The sequence below is a fragment of the Limnospira sp. genome (assembly GCF_051859755.1).
GTDB lineage: Bacteria > Cyanobacteriota > Cyanobacteriia > Cyanobacteriales > Microcoleaceae > Limnospira > Limnospira fusiformis.
Window position 1 is genome coordinate 1 of sequence record NZ_JBIMLI010000014.1, and the last position, 18,649, is coordinate 18,649.

Sequence of the window (18,649 nt, forward strand, 5' to 3'; positions counted from 1 at the left end):
GCACTAAAGTACCCGTGTCGCCTTTCATCCTTGCTCTCTTGAGACAAGGTTTTCATGCTCCAGTGCTGTTCGTATAACCTAGAATAATGTCGATCTCATGTTTGATAGCTTTAATTGGGGGGCTGGTGTGATTATTGTAAATCTGATTTTATCCTTAGCGATCGCCATTGTAGTAGCGATCGCCATCATTTTAATTGCCTTAGAATGGCAGCATCGTAACCGTCCGGGTAATGACCTAGAACTAAGAGCCGTCAATTGGGAAAAGACACCCACAGAACCCCAAAGACTCCTCCTCAAAGGAGAATTTGAACTCTGCAACCGGACCAAGACCCTAGAAATAATGGTGCCGGAGGTGACAGCCAAAGTCAAACTCCTATCTGATGGGAGTTTAGCCAATACCAGGGTAAACACCCGCATCATTGCCGCCCATGAAGCCACCACCCCCAGAGCCGATGATTACTGGTTAGCCTATATCGTCAAAGCGCGCCACCTCACCCGATTTCAAGTAATTATCGACATTCAAAGCCCAAACCTCAAGGAACTCCAGTCAGCTTGGGTACAAATTCGCTACGTCACCTATGGACCCCAAGGCAGAATACCCAAAGTCCGCCATTTGGTGATTCCCATGCAATACCCAGATCCGCAAATCCCCCCCACTCCTCGCCCCGTAGAAGGCGGCGGTCAAGTATTCCCGATCCGCACCCATCTCCTAGCGCAACTAGATGATCCCGTGGAAGTAGTGCAGCGTTATGTAATGCCACACGCTAAACCGGGAGATATTGTTACAATGGGAGAAACTCCCCTAGCCTTAATTCAAGGTAGGTTCCGCCACCCAACGGAAGTCAAACCCGGATGGGTAGCGGTGCGAATTTGTTACTTTTTTATGCCCACCTCCAGCCTAGCCACCGCCTGCGGACTGCAAACCCTGGTCGATATAGTCGGTCCGGTGCGGGTTTTCGGAGCCTTTGTCGGAGGCGCTATTGGCAAGGTATTAGGTCATCCAGGCGGGTTTTACGAATTAGCAGGGGAACAAGCACGCCTTATTGATGATGTCACCGGAACCTTACCACCTTACGATCAATTTATTGTTCTTGGTCCAGAAGACCCTCAAGGGGTAGTTAACCGTATTCGCCAAGCGACGGGACTAGAAGCGGCCATTGTAGACGTTAACGACTTGAAAGCGGTTAAAATATTAGCAGCTACTTCTGGTTTATCTACGGCTTTAGTGGAGCGATCGCTTAGAAGCAATCCCGCCGGAAATGCTGATGAGCGCACCCCATTAGTTCTGATCCGTCCCGAATCGGATCAAAGCCTTTAACTCTGCCTAAAATGATCTACCAAGACCCCAAAACCCCACAATTCACATGAATTTATTTCCTTCTCCCAATCAAACTCAGGCGACAATTCGCGCCTTTCAATACCGCGATTTAGAGGCTTTTGAGCGTTTGTCTCAGCTTACCCAGCCGGTAGATGAGCCATGGCGCGAAGACCGCACCATTGACCCGGAAACCAAACAACTGCGACTCTGGTATGGCTTACTCCGATTTCTGAGTTGGTTTCCTAACCCCTGTCAGCATCTATTTAATACCTATGTGGCGGAACAGGGGGGACAGGTTCAAGGAGTGATCAGAGTTTCGCCGTTTAACCGTACCCGTAGCACCTGGCAGGTTAAACGAGTGTCCGTAGACCCCAGCACTTCGTCTAGTAGTATTGGTTCCCAACTGTTGCGATACTGCTTTGAAACTATCTGGGAAGCTAGAACTTGGGTTTTGGAGGTCAATGTTAACGATAAAGATGATTTGGCTCTATATCGACAAAATGGGTTCCAACCTCTGGCTAAAATCACTTACTGGTCTGTAGAACCTGAATTGCTGGCTGATTTAGCCCAATCTGTGGCGGATGTCCCTAATCTACTTCCGGTCAGCAATGCTGATGCTCAATTGTTGTATCAATTAGATACGGTTTCTATGCCTCCCCAAGTCCGACAGGTGTTCGATCGCCATATTCTCGATTTTCAAACTAATGTGATCAGAGCGATCGTCGATGGAGTGCGACAATGGCTTGATGGCATCGAACAGGTGAGCGGTTATGTGTTTGAACCCCAACGGAAGGCGGCGATCGGTTATTTTCAAATCCAATTGTGTCGAGATGGTGGCCAACCCCATCAAGCTGAATTAACCGTTCATCCTGCCTATACTTGGTTATACCCAGAACTTTTATGTCAAATGGCTCAATTGGTCCAAGATTTTCCGCCTCAGTCCCTGCGACTGGCTTCGGTGGATTATCAACCGGAACGCGAAGCCTATTTACAAAAAGTCGGAGCCGAGCCGGTGGAACACACTTTGCTAATGTCGCGATCGGTTTGGCACAAATTGCGTGAGTCAAAAACGATCGCCGAACCTCTCCAATGGTCGGAAGTTCTCCAAAGTTTGCAACCATCGAGAAAGCCAGTTCCTGGGGGAATGTCATGGCTGGGACCCATGGAGCATCATCAGACCCATGATGATCAAACCAGCACTGCTGATTCCTCCAAAATTCCACCCCAAACTATCGCCGAGAGTAGTGCGCCAGACCCCAATTAAACCTGCCGATGAATGACATCATCCCCAAAGGCTATATATCAGCCCTAGGCTTAGATATCGGTCGCCGTCGCATTGGAGTGGCTGGCTGTGATGGTACCGGATTAATCGCCACCGGGTTAACTACTATTGTCCGCACCCACTTTGAGGCGGATTTGGCCCAGTTTCAAGCCATCATCCAACAGCGCCAGGTGCAAATTTTGGTCGTCGGTTTACCCTATTTGAGCAATGGAGAGTTAGGAACCCAAGCCCGTCAGATCCAAAAATATACCCGACGACTGCAAAAATCCCTGGCTCTACCCGTGGAATATGTGGATGAGCGCTTAACATCTGTGGAGGCTGAACAGATGTTAAAAGGGCAAAAAATCCCCTTGTCTGAGAATAAGGCGCTAATCGATCGCAAAGCTGCCGCCTTGATTCTGCAACAGTGGCTCGATCAACGCCGAAACAAATCCTAGGGGTTAAGATATCACTGTTATGGTATTCTTTCTGGTGCAAGTGGATCTGTATCAATTGTACCCATCGGTACAATTAGCATTGCCTTATTCTTTTTGAGCAACCATACTACTTTCAAAAATCATGCCATCCCAATTTTCCGACGAGAATATCCCCGAACCAGAGGCCACTACCCTAACTGATGAACAAGGGCGATCGATTGAATGCACAATTGAGTCATCTTTTAGCCTAGACGGGGAAGAATATATTTTGCTGCTTCCCCTCGATACCCCGGTGGAAATCCTCACTTGGTCTGATGATGAGGATGAAGAGGTGGCGGTTCCGGTAGAGTCAGAAGCGGTCATAGATAGTATTTTTGATACGGCTAAAGTAGTTCTGGAAGAACAAAACCTTACCCTCAAACGTACAGCAGTCACCTTGACTGTGGCTGGGGAACTACCAGAGGACATTTTTGATAATGATGTGGAAGAGAATGGCTCTGTGGGCGGGGGGGAAGAAGATTATGAGGAACTGTTAATGCTCACCACTTTTTATCATGAAGAACAAGAATATGGCATTTATACTCCCCTCGATCCATTTTTTATTATGGCTCGTATGAATGAGAAAGGTGAACCCCAATTGCTATCTTCTGAAGAGTTAGATAAAATTGAACCACTACTACCGATGATTGAGGAAAAACTCTTTGGAGATTTTAGCTAAAAGCCGAACTGCTAATTGAGCAAAAGTAGTTATCAGGAATTGATAGAATAGGTTATGGGACGGATTTCTAAAGGTATTTTTTACACCGTTGTACCATTAGTTTGGGTGTTTTTTGGGTGGCAAGGATGGAGTTGGTGGAGTTGGGCTAGTTCCCCCCCTGTAGATGAAGATGCGATCGGAGAAAATGCTAAATCGGAAACTGCTATCCTGATTTCAATTCCCCCAGGAACATCTAGCCAGCAAATTGGTCTCGATTTGGAAAGCGCTGGCTTGATTAGATCATCGACAGCTTGGCGGTTATGGTCTAGGTGGTTGGTTTTCCGAGACCCAGATGGAGAATTTAAAGCGGGAAATTACCAGCTATCTCCTACGGAGTCCCTCAGTGCAATTGCCGATCGCATTTGGACTGGGGAAGTGATGCAAACCAGCTTTACCATTCCAGAGGGGTGGTCGATTCAGGAAATGGCTGAATATTTCCAAGCCAAAGGATTCTTTTCGGCGGAAGAGTTTATCGCACAAGCTCAACAAATACCATTCGATCAATATCCATGGTTGCCGCAAGGATTACCTATACTGGAAGGATTTTTATATCCTGATACCTATGTTCTGGCTAGTGATTTGATTACCCCTAAAGCGGTGATTAACCAGATGCTAACTCAATTTGAAAGGGTGGCGCTACCAATTTATCAACAAAGCCGAGACAGACACAATCTCGATCTCAATGAATGGGTAGCACTGGCTAGTATTGTGGAAAAAGAGGCGGTGGTGGCTGATGAACGGAATTTGATTTCTGGGGTGTTTCATAATCGCCTCAGAATGGGAATGCCATTGGCTGCAGATCCTACAGTAGAATATGGTCTGGGGATTCGCCAAACTGTTGACCAACCTCTAACTTTTAGACAGGTGGAAACTCCGGGACCTTACAATACTTATCTGAATGTGGGACTCCCACCAACAGCGATCGCCTCCCCAGGTGTGGCTAGTTTAAAGGCTACCCTAAATCCAGCCGAAACAGATTACCTCTATTTTATGGCTCGGTATGATGGTACTCATATCTTTAGCCGCACCGGAGAGGAACATAAGGCGGCGATCGCAGAAGTTGAACGACAACTCGCTAATCAATAAAAATGTCATGAGTTACTCTGTTTTAATGTAGGATGGTAGAGTTCAACTCTACGATCAGCTATGTCCTGGGGAAAACTTTTAGAACCGGATCTGGTTCTGGGCGACTCGATTATGCAGCTTACACCTGATATCCTTCATCAGTATGATCTCAAAGGACTGGTGTTAGATGTCGATGAGACTTTAGTACCTATCACCACCCAGGAAGTCTCTGATGAGTTGCGAGAGTGGGTAGAAAATGTTAGACCCCTATTTTCCCTCTGGTTAGTTAGCAACAATATCAGCAATACTCGCATTAGTGGTATTGCTAACGCCCTGGGTTTACCATACATTAACGCCGCCGCTAAACCCTCCCGTCGGAAACTTCGTCAAGCGGTCGATGCTATGGATATCCCCACCGGTCAAATTGCAATGGTCGGCGATCGCCTATTTACCGATGTTCTGGCGGGAAACCGTTTGGGAATGTTTACAATTCTAGTGGAACCCATGGTGGACCCCATGCAAACTGGTATATCTTTCTCAACTAGATCTATCGAAGTTTGGATATCTAAACTCTTTGGCGCTGTTTTGAAAAGTTAACCACTCCCAAACCTCCCCCCCCCTCTCCCCTCAACAATTATGACCTGTACTATTGTTGTCAAAATTGGTACTTCCAGTTTAACCCAGTCGGAAACTGGAAACTTGGCGCTGTCAACCTTGGCGACTCTGGTAGAGACTTTAACCGATCTACGCAGAAACGGAAATCGCGTGGTTTTGGTGTCCTCTGGTGCGATGGGAGTAGGACGCGATCGCCTAGGATTAACCGAAAGACCTAGGGCGATCGCCCTTAAACAAGCCGTCGCCGCCGTCGGACAGGGGCGCTTGATTAGGGTTTATGATGATTTATTTACTACCCTCAAACAACCCATCGCCCAAGTCTTGCTAACTCGCGGAGATTTAGTGCAACGCAGCGGCTATGTCAACGCTTATAATACCTTTCAACAACTGCTCAAATTAGGTGTCATTCCTATTGTCAATGAAAATGATACCGTCGCTGTCGATGAATTACGGTTTGGGGATAATGATACTTTATCGGCTTTAGTGGCTAGTTTAGTAGAAGCAGATTGGCTATTTATGTTAACTGATGTCGAAAGCCTTTATTCCGCCGACCCTCGCAGTAACCCTCATGCTAAACCCATTCATTTAGTTACTAATATTCAACAGTTACAAGAATTTCAAGTCGAGGTAGGTTCCTCCCGCAGCAGTTGGGGGACTGGGGGGATGATTACCAAAATTGAGGCGGCGCGTATTGCTACCAGTTCCGGGGTGCGTACTGTCATTACTGATGGTAAACATCCTACTAATCTTAAAAAAATTCTCAGCGGAGATGCGATCGGTACTCAATTTGAACCTCAATCTCGCCCCGTAAATTCCCGTCGCCACTGGATCGCTAATGTCTTGGTTCCTATGGGTAAACTTTACCTTGACCCCGGCGCAATTAAAGCTATTAAAGAGGGGGGAAAGTCTCTCCTAGCCGCAGGAATTATCAGGGTGGAGGGAGAATTTAACCCTAATGATTCTGTGCAATTATGTGATAATGAAAGCCAAGAATTTGCCAGGGGTTTAGTTAACTATAGTAGTTCCGAAATGCAGAAAATTAAAGGTTGTCACTCGGAACAAATCCCCGAAATTCTCGGTTATTATGGGGCGGAAACTGTCATACATCGAGATAATTTAGTCATTGTGTAGCCGGGTTTTTTAGCTGTCAATGCCACCATAGATGATGACGTTTATCTATGGTCATATAGGCTGGGTTTCACCGTCACCTAGGGACTGGGGGGATACATAGCGCCATCTGAGCAATCACTATTCATAACAAAAAATACCCAGGCTGATCTATTCCTATGATTGGACCATTTAACCACAGAACCCAAATCAGATGATTTATAATTACTGTGGGATTCGACCCATAAACAAGGAGGATAACTCATGGTGGGTAGTCGGATAGCAGCCGACTTGTGGCTTAGTGATTATATAACATCTTGGGATATTTATGCTCACGGTGTCATCAGGGTTCTACTTTCTCAGCAGACTGCCTATCAGAAAATGGAGATTTTAGAAACCGTATCTTATGGTCGGGTTTTGGTTTTAGACGGGAAACTGCAATCATGTATGGTTGATGAATTTTTATATCATGAACCCTTAGTGCAACCCGCCTTGATTTATCATGGGAAACCCCAAAAAGTTCTTATATTAGGAGGTGGAGAAGGTGCGACTGTGCGGGAAGTGTTGCGCTGGCATACCGTGAAAGAAGTAGTGATGGTAGACCTAGATCAAGAAGTGGTAGCAGCCTGTAAAAACTATTTACCCGAAATGAGCGATCGCGCCTTTGATGACCCCCGCACCACAGTTAATATTGACAACGCGATTAACTTCCTAGATAACAGTTCTCAACAGTGGGATGTGATTATCTCTGACCTGTCCGACCCGGTAGAGTCAGGACCATCTTTTCAACTGTTTACCCAAGAATATTTTAGCAAAATGGCGCGAGTCCTGAAACCCGATGGTTTCCTAGTAGTACAAGCTGGCTCAACCGCGTTAGCTGGATTGAGGTTTCATACAAAAGTCGCCCATACCATCAATCAAGTATTTCCCCATATCCAAAGCTATAGCAGTGATGTTCCCAGTTTTGGAGAACCTTGGGGGTTTGTGTTAGCATCTAAACAGCCGATTTCCTCCCGACCTGACCCGGAATCAGTTAATCAGTTATTAGCTACCCAGACGAAGGGAGGGTTAAGGATGTTAGACGGAAACACTCTGTTAGGATTATTTCAGATCCCTACCTACCTAAGAAATGCGATCGCATCTGAAACCGAAGTGTACACCCTAGCCAACCCCCCTCAAAATCACTCGATAAATAATTGGGGGTGAATCTGGGCGAAAACTGTGTAAAAATAGTGGATAGCTGCGATCGCATCTTAACCATAATATCCAATCGATCTAAAAGAAAATCTATCTTTAAATCCCCTATGGAAAGCCTATTTTTACAACGCCTTCACAGTCCCCAACGTCCAGTAATCATCTTTGATGGCGCAATGGGAACTAACCTACAAGTCCAAAACCTCACCGCCGAAGACTTTGGGGGGAAAGAATACGAAGGCTGTAACGAATACCTCGTCCATACCAAACCCGAAGCCGTCGCTACCGTCCACCGCCAATTTTTGCAAGCTGGCGCTGATGTTATTGAAACCGATACCTTTGGGGGGACTTCTATCGTCTTAGCAGAATATGACCTCGCCGACCAAGCCTATCAACTGAATAAAACCGCCGCCACACTTGCTAAAAGCGTCACTGCTGAATTTTCCAGCCCCGAAAAACCTCGCTTTGTGGCAGGTTCCATGGGACCGGGAACTAAACTCCCCACCCTCGGACATATTGATTTTGATACCCTAGAACGTGCTTTTTGTCAACAAGCAGAAGGCTTATTTGATGGTGGGGTAGACCTGTTTATTGTCGAAACCTGTCAGGATGTCCTGCAAATTAAAGCCGCCCTTAATGGTATCGAAGAAGTATTTAAAATGAAAGGGGAACGGCGACCAATTATGGTATCCGTAACTATGGAGGCTTTTGGAACTATGTTAGTCGGTTCCGAAATTAACGCCGCCCTAACTATTCTCGAACCCTATAAAATCGATATTTTGGGACTAAACTGCGCCACCGGTCCCGATTTAATGAAGGAACACATCGCCTATTTATCAGAACATTCCCCCTTTGTGGTCTCCTGTATTCCTAACGCTGGTTTACCGGAAAATGTCGGCGGTCAAGCTCATTATAAACTCACCCCCCTAGAGTTAAAAATGGCTTTAATGCACTTTATAGAAGATTTGGGAGTACAGGTGATTGGCGGCTGTTGTGGAACCCGTCCTGACCATATTAAAGCCTTGGCGGAAATTGCCCAAACCTTGACCCCAAAACCTCGCCATCCTCAGATTACACCCTCGGCGGCTTCTATCTACAGTACCGTGAGTTATGAACAGGAAAACTCGTTTTTAATTGTAGGTGAAAGACTCAACGCCAGCGGGTCTAAAAAATGCCGGGATTTACTCAATGCCGAGGACTGGGATGGTTTGGTCGCCCTCGCTAAAGCACAGGTGAAAGAAGGGGCGCAAATTCTTGATGTGAACGTGGATTATGTGGGTCGCAACGGAGTCCGAGATATGCACGAGTTGGTATCTCGACTGGTGACTAATGTTAATTTACCTCTGATGTTGGATTCTACGGAATGGGAAAAAATGGAGGCGGGCTTAAAGGTCGCTGGGGGGAAATGTTTACTTAATTCTACTAACTACGAAGACGGGGAACCTCGGTTTTATAAGGTGTTGGAATTGGCGAAAAAATACGGCGCTGGTGTGGTGGTGGGAACCATTGACGAGGAGGGAATGGCGCGGACAGCCACCAAAAAGTTTGCGATCGCTAAAAGGGCTTATAATGATGCGATCGCCTTTGGTATCGCCGCCACCGAAATCTTTTTTGACCCCCTAGCTTTACCTATTTCTACCGGAATTGAAGAAGACCGCGAAAATGGGAAAGCCACTATTGAAGCCATTAACCAAATGCGCCAAGAACTCCCCGGCTGCCATATTTTATTAGGAATATCTAATATTTCCTTTGGTTTGAACCCGGCGGCGCGACAGGTGTTAAATTCAGTGTTTTTGCACGAAACCATGGCCGTAGGTTTAGATTCGGCTATTGTGACTGCTAATAAAATCCTACCTCTGGCTAAAATTGAACCCGAACATCAAGAAGTCTGTCGCCACTTGATTTATGACCAAAGACAGTTTGATGGGGATGTTTGTACCTACGACCCCTTAACTAAATTAACCACCCTATTTGAAGGTAAAACTACTAAACGCGATCGCAGTGGTGATGCTAATCTACCAATTGAGGAACGCCTCAAACAGCATATCATTGATGGGGAACGCATAGGCTTAGAAGATGCTCTCGCCGAAGCCCTCAAAAAGTATCCACCCCTAGATATTATTAACATTTTCCTATTAGACGGGATGAAAGTTGTCGGGGAACTATTTGGGTCTGGTCAAATGCAATTACCCTTTGTTCTCCAGTCCGCCCAAACCATGAAGGCGGCGGTTGCTTACCTAGAGCCGTTTATGGAAAAATCCGAATCTGGAAATAACGCCAAAGGAACCTTTGTAATTGCCACAGTTAAAGGAGATGTTCACGACATCGGCAAAAACCTAGTTGATATCATCCTTTCTAACAACGGTTATAAAGTCGTTAACTTAGGCATTAAACAACCGGTTGATAATATCATTGCCGCCTACCGAGAACATAACGCCGACTGCATCGCCATGAGTGGTTTACTGGTAAAATCCACCGCCTTTATGAAAGATAACTTAGAGGTATTCAACCAAGAAGGAATTACCGTTCCCGTGATTTTAGGCGGTGCGGCTTTAACCTCCAAATTTGTCTATGAAGACTGTCAAAACACCTATAAAGGGCGGGTCATTTATGGGAAAGATGCCTTTTCCGATCTCACCTTTATGGATAAATTGATGCCAGCCAAGAAATCCGGAAAATGGGAAGATTTCAAAGGCTTTTTAGATGAATTTGTCGAAGATGAAACCATCACGGCTAATGGTGATAATCAACAGTCAGCACAACCAGACCAGCCAGAACCTGACACCCCCAAAGTAGTAGATACCCGACGTTCCGAAGCCGTAGCCGTAGATATAGACCGTCCTACCCCGCCATTCTGGGGCGTAAAAGTTCTGGAACCTGCGGATATGCCCTTTGATGAATTATTCTGGTATTTGGATTTACAAGCCCTAACCGCCGGACAATGGCAGTTCCGTAAACCCCAAGGACAGCCCAGGTCAGAATATAACCAGTTTTTAGAAGCTAAAGTTTATCCAATTTTGGCAGAGTGGAAACAGCGAATTATTAGCGAAAACCTACTCCACCCCCGCGCCGTGTATGGTTATTTCCCCTGTCAGTCGGAAGGGAACACGCTGTTAATTTATGACCCCGAAAAAATTAAGGCAGGAGAAATTTCCGAACCAATTACCAGTTTTGAATTTCCCCGCCAGCGGTCTGGTCGTCGCCTCTGTATTGCTGACTTTTTCGCCCCTAAAGATAGCGGTCAAATGGACGTTTTTCCGATGCACGCGGTTACCGTCGGACAAATCGCGACAGATTACGCCCAGAAGCTATTTGCTGCTGATGATTATACCAATTATTTGTATTTTCATGGTATGGCAGTACAAACGGCTGAAGCTATGGCAGAATGGTTACACGCGCGCATTCGCCGCGAGTTAGGTTTTGGTGGGGAGGATGCTGATAATATTCGCGATATCCTCAAGCAGCGTTATCGAGGTTCCCGTTACAGTTTCGGCTATCCGGCTTGTCCGAATATGCAAGACCAATATAAACAGTTAGATCTGTTGAAAGCAGAGGTGATTGGTTTATATATGGATGAAAGTGAACAGCTTTACCCGGAACAGTCTACTACTGCGATTATCACTTACCACCCAGCGGCTAAGTATTTTAGCGCCTAATATCTCTCTACTCAACTATCTCTATTACTGAGGAAATCAATCATGAAAGTTTTTGTGCATACCCGCACCATTTTTAAAGCCGAACCTCTCCCGGCTAATCAACTACCTACTCATAAAAAAATCGAAGTTCCGGCGGGCGCTAGTTTTATCGCTTGGAATAATAGTCGTTATTTGGAAGACGGACATTATGAGATGAGCATAGATTCTTATTTGGGTTCAGGAGAACAAAATCGCAGTATGTTTTGGTATGTTCCCAGGGTTCATGTTGATGTATTTGAATGTATTGCTAAGGTGAAAACTCAGGGGTTAAATTTGAGAAGATCCCCTAACCCTAACGATAGTAACAACATTATCGAAAAGCTACCATTAGGAGCCTTTGTTGAGATATTCGATGCGACTTATGTTAATAAAAATCTGGGGATATGGTGGTGTGGTCGCCCTTTATGCACCGCAGACAAACAACATTGGTTTTATGAACAGAAAATAGGGTGGATGTCCTACAAACATTTAGAGATGACGGATCTGAAGATTGAAAATCTCTGTTAATAGTTAAGAATGATGACTTTTTGATGTTCAATCTAAGTCAAGAGTTTATACAGCTTGTTCACCAGTCGCTTAATACATTGCCCTCACCCTAAATCTGGATCCCAAAGAGGGAGAGGGACTTTGAGAGGTGATCAGATTATTTCTGAACAGGCTGTAATGGGGGTTGGGGATGAAAAAGGCGGGGGGTTGATATTGCCAGGAATAACCCACCGCCTTAACCTAGAGTCGGGAAAATCTCAACAATCTACATATCTACTCAGCTTGGTTGGCGATTTGACTCATACCCCAGGAAACTAAGGAGAGGACGATAGAACCCCATAGGGCTGGCCAAAATCCATTAATGGTAAAACCGGGGGTAAATTTTGCGACTAGGTATAGGGAAATGGCGTTAACGACAAAAAGGAACAAACCTAGGGTTAAGAGGGTTAAGGGTAGGGTGAGGATGGTTAAAATTGGTTTAATAATGGCATTTACCAACCCCATAACGATCGCCCCTACAGCAGCAGCCTGCCAACTATCCAGATCCAAACCCGGCACTAAATAAGCGGTAATGGACAGCGCAATAGCTGCTAACAGCCAAGTCAAGAAAAAATTAATCATCAATACAGTTTAACCTCGTCTTTGGTTTCCCATTGTAGTGAAAAGGCTGCTTTAGTTCGCTATCCTGGAGATAGATTGTGGTTATTCGAGATATTTTTATGGGACTTTTGGCATTGAAGAGGATGATTGGATCATTAGCGATCGCCTTATGGGTAGGACTAATATTAACTATGGGACCGGGGTTAGCCCTAGCTGAGAACCCGTCCCACCTGTTTTTTAACCACAGCTTGCTGCAAAACCGCGATTTTTCGGGTCAAAAACTACCCGCCGCCGAATTTGCCAACTCCAATCTGGAATATGCTAACTTTGACGAATCCGAATTGCGAGGTTCTGTGTTCAGTCGGGCAATTATGCTGGGGGTGACGATGAGAAAAGCAGACCTCACCTATGCTATGGTGGATCAGGTAGACTTTTCCCAGGCAGACCTAAGCGATTCGATTTTTACGGAAGCCCTGTTTTTGGGGTCTACTTTTGCTGATACCAAAATCACTGGCGCAGACTTTACCGATGCTATTTTTGATCGGGAACAGTTGCGCCAACTCTGTCTGAGGGCAGAAGGTGTCAACTCTAGGACTGGAGTTGATACCCGCTACTCCCTGGGGTGTCGTTAGGCTTCAGCCTTCGGGGTCTAGTTGATAGGAACACCAATCACTCCAACTTCCGGCATACAATTTTCCCTGGGATAAGCCTGCCAATTCCAGGGATAACAAATTGGCGCAGGCTGTGACTCCTGACCCACAGTAAACGATAATTTCCTCAGCTTCCTGATACTCAGTCCACCGCTGCTGTTGTGTAGACTTCACAAAACCTTGATCATCGGTGACTTGTTGCCAGGGTAAATTCACCGCGCCGGGAATATGTCCGGCTATGGGGTCTATGGGTTCATGTTTGCCTAAATAGCGGTCATGGTCACGAGAATCAACTAAAATCACCCCAGGCTGATCCTTGCGCCCTTTCACCTGTTCATAACTTACCACCCAATCCGATCGCAATTTGGGGGTAAACTTAGCAGGTGGTGAACCTGGCAACTCTTCAGATACGGGATAACCCGCCGCCTGCCAACTCTTAAAGCCACCATCGAGTAAACTAATGCGATCGTGACCCATATATCGTAACAGCCACCACAGCCGCCCAGCAAAGGCAAATCGGGCATCATCATAGGCTACGACATGAGTTTCCCCAAATTCAATCCCCATTTTACCCAATTTATCCCCTAGTTCATCGATATTGGGCAAGGGATGACGGCCCCCATGTTTAGTCACTGGTGAAGACAGATCCCGGTTGAGATCCAGATGAAAAGCGCCTAAAATGTGACTCTCTTGATACTGTTGTTGTCCCCAAGCTGGATCAGCCAAGGCAAAACGACAGTCCACAATTTTCACCTGGGGATTATTTAGATTTTCGCGTAACCATTCGGGGGAAACAATCGGTTCAGTATTCACCATTAAAATTCCATCTCCCTGCTATCGGATTAGCGATATTTGCACGGGGTATTATATCATATATTGGCAGTTTTTAGACAAAATTCCCCCGATTTTATCCTCAATCATCACCGATTCCTATAGTCTCGCCCAATCAGTATAATTGACATTGAACTACATCCCCCAGGTAAAAACTTGGAAAATAGACGATTGTTAGATATGATACATATTGTTATCACTAAGTCTGTTGAGAGCGGATGTCAGCACTTATCCTAGTTGGTAGGATGACTAACCCTCTCTGTGCGGACATCTTAATCTTTCGATAACCTTAACCATGGCTACTGTCTCGCCTATAACTATATTTTCGTGGGCTATGGTTCACCCTTTGAACATTACCAAATTGAGATTATGAATGACGATAAATCTTTACTCCCAAAACTCTGGCATTGTTTAGCGATCGCTGACACGGCTGCTGAAGTTGGGGCTAACCTAGAACAAGGTTTAAACTCGGAAGAAGTTGCGAAAAGACAGGAACAATTTGGCTTAAATCGCCTGGAAAGTAAGGGCGGTAAACATCCGATTATCCGATTTTTAGAACAATTCAATCAACCTCTACTTTATATCCTCATTATTGCTGGGGGGATTAAGTTTTTATTAGAAGGATGGCAAAGTGCTAATGGTTGGGTGATTTGGGCGGTAGTGCTGATTAATGCTATAGTTAGCTTTATCCAAGAAACTAAAGCGGAAAATGCGATCGCCGCCCTGTCATCGTCCATAGAAACGGAAGCGACGGTATATAGAAATGGTGAAAAAAACAAGGTTCCTTCATCGGAAATAGTCCCTGGGGATATTGTATTTATAGCTTCTGGCGATAAAGTTCCGGCAGATTTGCGCCTGGTAGAAACCAAGAATTTACAGGTTAATGAATCCGCCCTAACGGGAGAATCGACGGCGGTGGAGAAACACCCAGATACGGTAGAGGCAAATGCCTCTCTGGGAGACCGGAAAAGCATGGGTTATGCTGGCAGTTTTGTGACAGCAGGACAAGGGCGAGGCATAGTTATCGCTACTGGGAAAAATACGGAAACGGGGCGGATTTCCCAGTTAATGGAAAAACAAAATAATCTGATTACTCCCCTAACTCGGAAATTTGATAAATTCAGCCGCCAACTGCTTTATATTATCCTGGGAGTGGCAGCGTTGACGTTGGCGGTAGGGTTAGGATATGGGCAGAGTTTAAACGATGTGTTTGAAGCGACGATCGCCCTAGCAGTTAGTGCAATTCCGGAAGGTTTACCAGCAGTGGTAACAGTCGCCCTAGCTATTGGGGTTTCTCGGATGGCTAACCGCCATGCTATTATTCGGAAACTCCCGGCTGTGGAAACTCTGGGAAGTGCGACGGTTATTTGTTCTGATAAAACGGGAACTTTAACGGAAAATCAAATGACGGTCCAGCAGATTTATGCTGGGGGTGAAAATTACCAGGTTTCGGGTAGTGGTTATACACCAGAGGGGAATATATCCTTAGCAGATGAAGAGATTAACTTAGCATATCACCCTGTCCTTGAAGAATGTTTGCGAGGGGGGATGTTGTGTAATGACTCCCATTTAATTCAGGAAGAAAATACCTGGAAAGTTGTAGGAGACCCGACGGAAGGGGCTTTAATTGTTAGCGCGCGCAAAGTGGGATTTACCCTGGCTGCATTGGAAGCAGAAATGCCTCGCCAAGATGTGATTCCCTTTGAGTCAGAATATCAATATATGGCGACTTTGCATGAATCTAGCGATCGCCAAACATTGGTAATTTATGTTAAGGGTTCGGTGGAAGCTATTGTTTCCCGCTGCGATGAAATGTTAGACTCTGACGGCAGAATCATTCCGGTAGATGCTGCGGAAATTCATAAACAGGCTGAAACTATGGCAGCTTCTGGGTTACGGGTATTAGCGATCGCCAGAAAAATCACCCAGCAAACTACCCTAGACCATGAGGATATTGCACAAGGGTTAGAGTTTCTCGGCTTACAGGGAATGATTGACCCCCCACGCGAAGAAGCAATTAGGGCTGTAGCGGCCTGTAAAAATGCTGGTATTCGGGTCAAAATGATTACGGGAGACCATATCATCACCGCTAGTGCGATCGCCTCCCAAATGCGCCTGAAACGGTCGGGGAGAGTTATTGCTTTCACCGGAGAAGACCTTAGCCAGATGGATCAGCAAGAGTTTATTAACGCGGCTGAAGATGGCGTGGTATTTGCGCGGGTCGCCCCCGAACAAAAATTTCGCCTGGTGGAAGCGTTACAGTCTCGGGGAGATATTGTCGCCATGACGGGGGATGGGGTCAATGATGCGCCGGCGCTTAAACAGGCTGATATTGGTGTGGCTATGGGACAAACGGGAACCGAGGTGGCTAAAGAAGCCTCCGATATGGTTTTGACGGATGATAATTTCGCTTCTATTGAGGCGGCGGTGGAAGAAGGGCGCACGGTTTACCGTAATTTGATTAAGGCGATCGCCTTTATCTTACCTGTCAATGGCGGGGAGTCCATGACTATTGTTATTAGTGTCCTCCTCGACCGATTGTTACCTATTCTCTCCCTACAAGTCTTGTGGTTAAATATGATTAACTCCATCGCTATGACGGTTCCCCTGGCTTTTGAACCTAAGTCTAAACAAGTGATGGAACAACCCCCCCTCTCCCCTAATCGACCTCTGTTAAATAAGCCACTACTCCTGCGAATTCTGTTGATTTCTGTCTTTAACTGGGTGCTGATTTTTGGAATGTTTGAATGGGTGAGGATGACTACCGAAGAAGAAGCGATCGCCCGGACCATGGCAATTCAAGCCCTGGTATTTGGGCGGGTATTCTATCTTATTAGTCTCAGTCAAATTGGCGAAACTCTCTCCTCCAAACTACTGGGGAAAGATACCGAAATCGCCCAAGCGCCAGTAATTTGGATTGGTATTGCTGTTACCATGGTTCTACAGGTCATCTTTAGTCAGGTAGGCTTCATGAATACTTTGTTCAGCACTGCGCCCCTAGACCTGCAACAATGGTTAACCTGTTTCCTGGTAGGTTTACCTATGATTATCGTGGCGGCGATCGCTAACCGCATTGACCCACCCAACCAAATTGCCCAAAATTAACCCTAGATACTAGACAGGGGGCAGTAAATAGCTCATAATTAATCATTATTAATTAATTTCCCGCTTCCCTTGGTCTGTCCCCTGTTAAAAATCCTATAAATAATATGAATCCTGAATCGACACTAAACTTACTTAAAGCCTCTTTACCTGATGGTAAACTCCCCTCTAGTTTTGGCGTTTACTTTAAAAATACTCTGGTCGCACTCTGTCACGCTTTAGAAGACCATCTTCTACAAACAGGTGAAGCTACCGGAGAAAAACCCCTGGTTTTAGTGACTTTTCAACAAGGAAAATGGTATCTCCAGGAAGCCGATCGCTATTTGCAAATCGCCCAACTTTCCCGCCATGTTGTCATTAGCGCGGTACCTGATAGCGGTTTTGCGGAACATCCCACAGGTCAATTAGATAATGTTTCCTTGATTAATCTGGAACCAGATGATAGCCTAGTAGAGGAGTGGAACCTGTTAATTATAGCACCTGGATATAGGGCGATGGTTCTTTGTCATGAATTATCAGAATCTGAATATTTGGCTAATGCGAAACCTACCATTGACACGGAACGCAAATTTTATGGACTCTGGACTTTTGATAAAGCCCTAGTAGACCAAACTACCGAAATATTAATTAATCGCTTCCGTAACTATAACCCGGAATTAGGCGATCGCCTCTGGGAATCTTATCAAAATATTACTGCTACCCCTAACCCCACATTTCCCGACCTCAGCACCGTAGTTTCTCGGATTGTTACATATTTACAATCATCACAACAAGAATTAATCTCCGTTAATCGCCAAAATAGACAACTCTGGCAATTGGAAGGACAAGCCAAACGAGTTAGCCGGAATTTAAGCGCCAACAAACTGCAAGCCCTATTACGCATGGCGCAACAAGTAGATGAACGCGACTCCTTTAACCCTTGTGCTTCCCTACAAGTCGCCGCCTTATGCGAAACCATAGGTCAGATTTTAGACCTACCAACCGTTAAGCTGCGACGGCTGAAATTAGCAGGTTTATTGCATCGTATTGGTCTGGTATCTGCACCCCCAGAAGTGTTTTTAAAAACTCCCTCGGAAATGGATGAAGCCACCCAAAAATTTTGGCGCGATCGCGCATCTATTAGTGGTAGACTATTGGAAGCTATGCCAGAATTAACAGTAGTGCAACAAGTGGTTAACCACCACTTAGAAAATTGGGATGGTAGCGGAGTTCCTGATGGTCAAAAAGGAAAACAAATCAACATAAAAGCCAGAATATTAGGGCTAGTTAGCTATTTTCAAGAACTAACTCAGCCCAGAGGAAACCGCCCAGCTTTGACCTTAAAAGATGCCCTAAATGAATGTGAAAAATACAGCGGCACTAGATTTGATCCGGCTGTGGTGAACTCCTTAGCCACAGTAATTAGGTTAACTGAAGTGGGTTTAATGCAGTTACCAACTCAGCCGACCCAACTCCCGAATATCTGGCTAGAAGAAATCACTAATCCCGCCTATTCTGAACATCCAGAATCACCCAAAATTACACATTAATA

At 45.5% G+C, this 18,649-nt stretch carries 15 protein-coding genes; 13 read left to right on the forward strand and 2 right to left on the reverse strand.

Annotated features, from left to right (window positions below; all coding sequences use genetic code 11):
- Nucleotides 1-97: 97 nt before the first annotated feature.
- The 10 genes from ACTIE0_RS04230 (at nucleotide 98) to ACTIE0_RS04275 (ending at nucleotide 11,956) form a co-directional block, all read left to right on the forward strand.
- Complete coding sequence (locus ACTIE0_RS04230) at nucleotides 98-1,318, forward strand: hypothetical protein (RefSeq protein ID WP_006668589.1); 1,221 nt, start codon at nucleotides 98-100, stop codon at nucleotides 1,316-1,318.
- 46 nt (nucleotides 1,319-1,364) lie between these two features.
- The gene (locus ACTIE0_RS04235) at nucleotides 1,365-2,582 is read left to right on the forward strand and encodes a GNAT family N-acetyltransferase (RefSeq protein ID WP_006668590.1); all 1,218 of its coding nucleotides are present in this window, start codon (nucleotides 1,365-1,367) and stop codon (nucleotides 2,580-2,582) included.
- Nucleotides 2,583-2,590: 8 nt separating this feature from the next.
- Nucleotides 2,591-3,037: a Holliday junction resolvase RuvX gene (ruvX, locus tag ACTIE0_RS04240; protein WP_006623646.1), complete on the forward strand. Its 447-nt coding sequence runs from the start codon at nucleotides 2,591-2,593 to the stop codon at nucleotides 3,035-3,037.
- Nucleotides 3,038-3,158: 121 nt separating this feature from the next.
- Nucleotides 3,159-3,734 (forward strand): DUF3727 domain-containing protein, encoded by a 576-nt coding sequence (locus tag ACTIE0_RS04245; RefSeq protein ID WP_006668591.1) that lies wholly within the window; start codon nucleotides 3,159-3,161, stop codon nucleotides 3,732-3,734.
- A gap of 54 nt (nucleotides 3,735-3,788) precedes the next feature.
- A complete protein-coding gene (mltG, locus tag ACTIE0_RS04250; RefSeq protein ID WP_006623644.1) occupies nucleotides 3,789-4,859 on the forward strand; it encodes an endolytic transglycosylase MltG in 1,071 nt (356 codons plus the stop codon).
- Between the two features lie 60 nt (nucleotides 4,860-4,919).
- Nucleotides 4,920-5,435: a YqeG family HAD IIIA-type phosphatase gene (locus tag ACTIE0_RS04255; protein WP_006623643.1), complete on the forward strand. Its 516-nt coding sequence runs from the start codon at nucleotides 4,920-4,922 to the stop codon at nucleotides 5,433-5,435.
- Nucleotides 5,436-5,474: 39 nt separating this feature from the next.
- Nucleotides 5,475-6,584 (forward strand): glutamate 5-kinase, encoded by a 1,110-nt coding sequence (proB, locus tag ACTIE0_RS04260; protein WP_006668592.1) that lies wholly within the window; start codon nucleotides 5,475-5,477, stop codon nucleotides 6,582-6,584.
- A gap of 240 nt (nucleotides 6,585-6,824) precedes the next feature.
- Nucleotides 6,825-7,766 carry a spermine/spermidine synthase domain-containing protein gene (locus tag ACTIE0_RS04265; RefSeq protein ID WP_006668593.1) on the forward strand — a complete coding sequence of 314 codons (942 nt, stop codon included), beginning with the start codon at nucleotides 6,825-6,827 and terminating at the stop codon, nucleotides 7,764-7,766.
- Nucleotides 7,767-7,864: 98 nt separating this feature from the next.
- Nucleotides 7,865-11,410 (forward strand): methionine synthase, encoded by a 3,546-nt coding sequence (gene metH / locus ACTIE0_RS04270; RefSeq protein WP_006668594.1) that lies wholly within the window; start codon nucleotides 7,865-7,867, stop codon nucleotides 11,408-11,410.
- Between the two features lie 42 nt (nucleotides 11,411-11,452).
- Nucleotides 11,453-11,956, forward strand: a complete 504-nt coding sequence (locus ACTIE0_RS04275) for a hypothetical protein (RefSeq protein ID WP_439516845.1) — start codon at nucleotides 11,453-11,455, stop codon at nucleotides 11,954-11,956.
- 252 nt (nucleotides 11,957-12,208) lie between these two features.
- Here ACTIE0_RS04275 and ACTIE0_RS04280 read toward each other — a convergent pair whose 3' ends face one another.
- Entirely contained in the window at nucleotides 12,209-12,556 is a 348-nt protein-coding gene (locus ACTIE0_RS04280) for a phage holin family protein (RefSeq protein WP_006669483.1), read from the reverse strand.
- Between the two features lie 122 nt (nucleotides 12,557-12,678).
- Between ACTIE0_RS04280 and ACTIE0_RS04285 the strand changes: the two genes are divergently transcribed.
- The gene (locus ACTIE0_RS04285; RefSeq protein WP_235677475.1) at nucleotides 12,679-13,167 is read left to right on the forward strand and encodes a pentapeptide repeat-containing protein; all 489 of its coding nucleotides are present in this window, start codon (nucleotides 12,679-12,681) and stop codon (nucleotides 13,165-13,167) included.
- Between the two features lie 3 nt (nucleotides 13,168-13,170).
- Here the strand turns inward: ACTIE0_RS04285 and ACTIE0_RS04290 are convergent, their stop codons facing one another.
- Entirely contained in the window at nucleotides 13,171-14,001 is an 831-nt protein-coding gene (locus ACTIE0_RS04290) for a sulfurtransferase (protein WP_006623634.1), read from the reverse strand.
- A 384-nt stretch (nucleotides 14,002-14,385) separates the two neighbouring features.
- Here ACTIE0_RS04290 and ACTIE0_RS04295 point away from each other — a divergent pair, with 384 nt between their 5' ends.
- Nucleotides 14,386-17,121: a cation-transporting P-type ATPase gene (locus tag ACTIE0_RS04295; protein WP_050786908.1), complete on the forward strand. Its 2,736-nt coding sequence runs from the start codon at nucleotides 14,386-14,388 to the stop codon at nucleotides 17,119-17,121.
- A 104-nt stretch (nucleotides 17,122-17,225) separates the two neighbouring features.
- Nucleotides 17,226-18,647: an HD domain-containing phosphohydrolase gene (locus tag ACTIE0_RS04300; RefSeq protein ID WP_006669485.1), complete on the forward strand. Its 1,422-nt coding sequence runs from the start codon at nucleotides 17,226-17,228 to the stop codon at nucleotides 18,645-18,647.
- Nucleotides 18,648-18,649: the final 2 nt, after the last annotated feature.